The organism is Saccharomonospora halophila 8 (assembly GCF_000383775.1).
Taxonomy (GTDB): Bacteria; Actinomycetota; Actinomycetes; order Mycobacteriales; family Pseudonocardiaceae; genus Saccharomonospora; species Saccharomonospora halophila.
The window spans coordinates 80,119-84,690 of record NZ_KB912573.1 but is presented as its reverse complement, the minus strand read 5'-3'; the positions used below and the strand labels follow the sequence as shown (position 1 = coordinate 84,690).

The window sequence follows — 4,572 nt, the reverse complement described above, 5'->3', positions numbered from 1 at the left end:
CCTGCGGTTGCGCGTGGGCCTGCGGCTGCCCGGCCGGAGGGGCGGGCTGCTGCGGGTGCGCGTCTCGCTGCACCTGTGTCTCCCGTTGCGGTGGGGCCTGGTTCTCGGACGGCGCACCCCTGTGGGACCGGGGATCGGCCCCCTGCGGAGCCTGGGGATCCTGTGCGGCACCGCCGCGGCGGGGCAGACCCGGACGGTCCTGGCCCTGCTCGGCGGCCTCGTCCCGGGGCGCCTCGGACTGGTGCCACCCCGTGGCCGCGGGCATCGTCATGGTCACCTCGGAATCCCCGGCCGGTTCGCCGGACAGCCTGCTCGCGAGGTCGCCGGGCGTGCCGTCGGTCTCGCGGCCGTTGCCGTCGTCCTGCTCCGCGCCGTTCCCCGCGGGGCCGTCCGCCCCCGGCGCCGCACCGGTCGATCCCGGACGGGCCCCTCCGACGTACCCGGAATCGACGTGCCCGTTCGTGCCGGTCCCGTTGACACCGGACGGGATGCCCGGCAGCGCCGCGGTGTCGGCGGCACTGTTCCCGGTGCCGCCGTCGGAGTTCGTCGTCGTGCCGGTGAGCGTGGCCGTCTCCGTGGTGGACGAACTCCGGCCGGTCCCGCGGCCCGTGCCCGTGCCGGGGCCGTCACCGGTACCGCCGGAGCGCTCGTCCGTCCGGTCGTCGTCGGCCGCCTCCGCCGTCGGGACGGCCGGGCCGTCGTGCGAGCCGTTGACCTGTCCTGGCGACTTCGGCAACGGGCGGGGCCTGCGGCTGAGCGCGGGGATCGCGCCCCGCTCGGGAACGTCGCCCTCGGACTTCGATTCCGCCTCGGAGACGCTCTTGCCCTTCTCCGCGACGTCGCTGAGCAGGTCGGTGCGCACCAGCACGATGGCCCGGGTGCCCCCGTAGGCGGACTCCCGCAGGGTCACCGTCAGGCCGTGCTTGGCGGCCAGCCGCGCGACGACGAACAGGCCCAGACGCGGCTCCTCGGACAGCGCCATGAAGCTGAAGTCCGGGGGGTTGCGCAGTGTTTCGTTCAGCCGGTCCAGTTCTTCCTGTTCCAGCCCGATGCCCTGGTCCTCGACCTCCACGACGGCGCCGCGCCCCACCAGTTCACCGCGCACCTCGACGCGGGACTGCGGCGGGGAGAACGACGTCGCGTTGTCGATGAGCTCGGCGAGCAGGTGCACCAGGTCACCGACGACCGGACCGGCGACCGCCGTGGCGGGCAGTTTGCCCATCGTGACGCGCTTGTAGTCCTCGGTCTCGGCGACCGCGCCCCGCACCAGGTCGGTGATCGCGACCGGGTTGCGGAACTGCCTGCCGGGCTGCTCCCCACCCATGATGATCAAATTCTCGGCGTTGCGCCGGGCTCGGGTGGAGAGGTGGTCCAGCCGGAACAGCATGTCCAGCTGGTCCGGGTCCTCCTGCTTGCGCTCGGCCGCGTCGAGGGCCTGCAGCTGGCGGTGCACGATCACCTGGCTGCGGTGCGCGATGTTGAGGAACACGCGCTGCGTGCCCTCGCGGGTCTTGGCCTCGTCCACGGCGGCGGCGACGGCGGTCTGCTGTGCCTTGTTGAACGCGTCGGCGACCTGGCCGATCTCGTCCTGTCCGTACTCCAGGTAGGACATCTCGCTGGACAGGTCCACCTGGTCACCGCCACGGACGCGCTCCACCAGACGCGGCATCTGGTCCTCGGCGATGTCCAGGGTCTCGGCGCGCAGCGTCGTCAGCCGGTAGATCAGCTGGTTCGACAGACGCCACGAGAAGAAGAACGCCGCGGCGGAGATGAGCAGCACGGCCACACCGGCGGCGATCGAGGTCGCCAGTGTCTCGTCGGCCTCGTCGACGGCGAGGTTCGTCGCGTCGGTGCTCTGCTGCACGTAGAGGGCCCACAGCGTGCCGCTGACCTCGCTCGCGGCCTCACGCCACTGGGCCTCCGGCACCGGCAGGTTGTTCTGGTTGCCCCGGAGGAAAGCGTTCTCCACCGTGAGCAGGGTGTCCCATGCCTCGCTGGAGACGAGCTGGTCGTACTGCCCGCGGACCTGCGGGATCATCTCCGGCACCGCCTGCTCCAGCGCGGAGTGGTAGGCACCGACCTCGCTGATGTAGCTGCGGAACTCCTCCTCGGTGAGCCCGCCGCCGGAGAGCCCGGACGCGGCGAGCGCGTCACCGCGGGACATCGAGTCCGAGGCGGTGAACAGCGGCATCGCCATCAGACGCATGTACGCGGTCTCGGCGCTCGGTGTCTCCCGCGCGACACTGTTCAGGCCGTGGACGTACTCGTCGATGATCCCGTTGTAGTACTCGTAGGCCTCCTGCAGGGTGACCGCACCGTTGTCCACCCGCTGCCGGAATCCCGGCAGCCGCTGGACCTGCCGGAACGTCGCCTCGATGCTCTCCACCACGCTCTCCGGCGCGCTGCCGGTGACGTCGTTGAGCGCCTGCGCCTGGCGCTGTGCGGTGGTGTCGGTGGCGGCACGCGACTTCTGCAGTTGCGCGCCCAGCGAGCGCGAACCGGCGATCTCCTGCAGGGTCAGTCTGCGCTCCGCGCGGACGGCGGCGAAGAACCGCCCCGCGGGTTCGGCGGCGTCGTGCACGTTCGTCGCGAACGACCGGACCTGGACCGCGTCGTAGATCAGGTATCCCGAGATCGCCGATCCGGCGAGCAGGAAGACGACACTGGGCACGAAGGCGATGGCCAGGATCCGCTTCCGGATCGTCGAACGCCCACTGCGTGAGGCGGATCTCGTCTTCAACAACGCGCTCAAGGCCCTTCCAGCGACATGTTCCGTATGGGCCCCCAACCCGTGTCCGGCCCGCCCACACCGCATCGAGCCGACGCTGCGCGGGGAGGCTATTCAGCTCCGCGAGCACGAGTCAATACGACGTCTCGTCGCGGTCCGTGGTGGGACGCGCGGCTCACGGGTGTCGAGGCCCGCCTCATAGGCGAAGATTGTCTGACGGACTCTATGTGCCACACGCTCCCGGGCAAAGCCCGTGTGACATGCATCGTGCGAGCCCGGTCGCACTCAACCATCCCGCCGACACCGCACTCACCCGATCGTCGCAGTACAACGCTGGTGTAAACCGTTACCCTCCCGCGAGAAGTGTGCTTGAGATCACATTCCCCGGTGGGTTCGTCCCCGGCCGCACGTCCGGCCACAGTGGCCGGTGATTCCGCGATGCGGAGGCGGAGGCGGATGCGGAGGCGGTGTGGGACGGCGTAACCCTCGGCGCGGGTGCGGCGATACGCCGCACAACCGCACCCGAGGAGGCCGGTGGTCATGCTCCGACGCGCACCCCGCGCCGACGCCGCCGAGCGCCTGCTGCTGTTCCTGCTCGCGGCGGCGTTCGCGGGAACGGCGGGGGTCCACATATTCCTGGCGGAGGTGACGTCCGCGTGGTGGCCCCTTCCGGTCGCCGTGGTCCTCGCCTCGGCCGCATCCTGGTGTCTCGCGGCGGCGGTGCGGTGGCACCACCACGGGACGCGGGGGTGACGGTGGTCAGGACCGTTCGGCGGCGAGCTCTCTGCGGAGGGTGTAGGGCAGCACGCTGCCCGCTGTCAGCGCCTCGGCGTCGAGCGTGCCGGGCCGGTAGGTGAGAAGGGGGAACCGGTCGATCATCCGCGCGGCCGGTTCGGCCACGGCGTCGACCCGGCCGGTGAGGAACGCCCAGTCGAACTCGTCGGAACCGTAGTAGAACACCGTGCCGAAGACGTCGGTGAACCGCCGATAGGCGCGCCGGAGCATCCCGTTGAGCCACAACGTCGGGCAGCCGACCTGGGAGGTCACCACCCCGCCGGGACGCAGCGCCGAGGCACACAGGCGCAGGAACTCCTCCCCGAACAGCCGGTTGTGCTGGGAGTCGTCCTCCCGCTCGCCGGGCAGGTCGGCGACGAGGACGTCGTAGCCCTCGCCGTCGGACGCGGCCGTGCGCACGAACTCCCACCCGTCCGCGTAGTGCACGGTCACCGGCCCGTCGCCGCGCACGGCACGGTCGAGTTCGTCCGGTGTGTAGCCGTAGGGCAGGTGCCGGGCGCACCGCTCGACGACCTCGCGGTCGATGTCGACATGGTCGACGTGCGTGGCACCCGCCTCGACGGCCATCCGGCTGATCACCCCCTCGCTGGAGCCGACGGCGAGGACCCGCTCCACGCGGTCGGCGAGCAACAGCGCGGGCACCAGCAGCGCCTCGTGGTAGTGCCGCTGCGCCAGTTCGGTGCTCTGCGGGTCGTTGTCACAGAACAACGCGACACCCTGGGCCGTCCGCGCGATCACGGCGTGCTGGTAGGCGGTGTCGGCCTCCCAGAGGACGTCGTCGAGTTCCCACAGCTGGGACATCCCGCGCGTCAACGGTTCCCTGAGTTCGGACAACTCGCACTCCTCCCGCGTCGTCTCGTGCCTGCGCTTCCGACCGGGCGCACCCGGGCGGTGGTCCCATCATCGCGCCGACACGCCGCGCGTGCCGGACGGGGCGGCAGGTGCACGATCACGGCGCGTGGTGTGGACCGCGCGCTCAGGGTTCGCCGTCGGTCCCGGTCTCCGTGCCGGTGGTGGTGGCGGTGCCGCCGGTAGCGGTGCTGTCGGCG

Annotated in this window: 3 protein-coding genes; 1 reads left to right on the top strand and 2 read right to left on the bottom strand. The window is 71.3% G+C overall.

The features are described 5' to 3' along the window. Positions 1-2,752: sensor histidine kinase (locus SACHA_RS22735; RefSeq protein WP_051110266.1), on the bottom strand; the 2,752-nt coding region annotated here is incomplete at its 3' end. A 516-nt stretch (positions 2,753-3,268) separates the two neighbouring features. Between SACHA_RS22735 and SACHA_RS0116775 the strand changes: the two genes are divergently transcribed. Further along, positions 3,269-3,481: a hypothetical protein gene (locus tag SACHA_RS0116775; protein ID WP_039739497.1), complete on the top strand. Its 213-nt coding sequence runs from the start codon at positions 3,269-3,271 to the stop codon at positions 3,479-3,481. Positions 3,482-3,487: 6 nt separating this feature from the next. Here the strand turns inward: SACHA_RS0116775 and SACHA_RS0116770 are convergent, their stop codons facing one another. Further along, positions 3,488-4,357 carry a spermidine synthase gene (locus SACHA_RS0116770; RefSeq protein ID WP_019811626.1) on the bottom strand — a complete coding sequence of 290 codons (870 nt, stop codon included), beginning with the start codon at positions 4,355-4,357 and terminating at the stop codon, positions 3,488-3,490. Between the last annotated feature and the right edge of the window lie 215 nt (positions 4,358-4,572).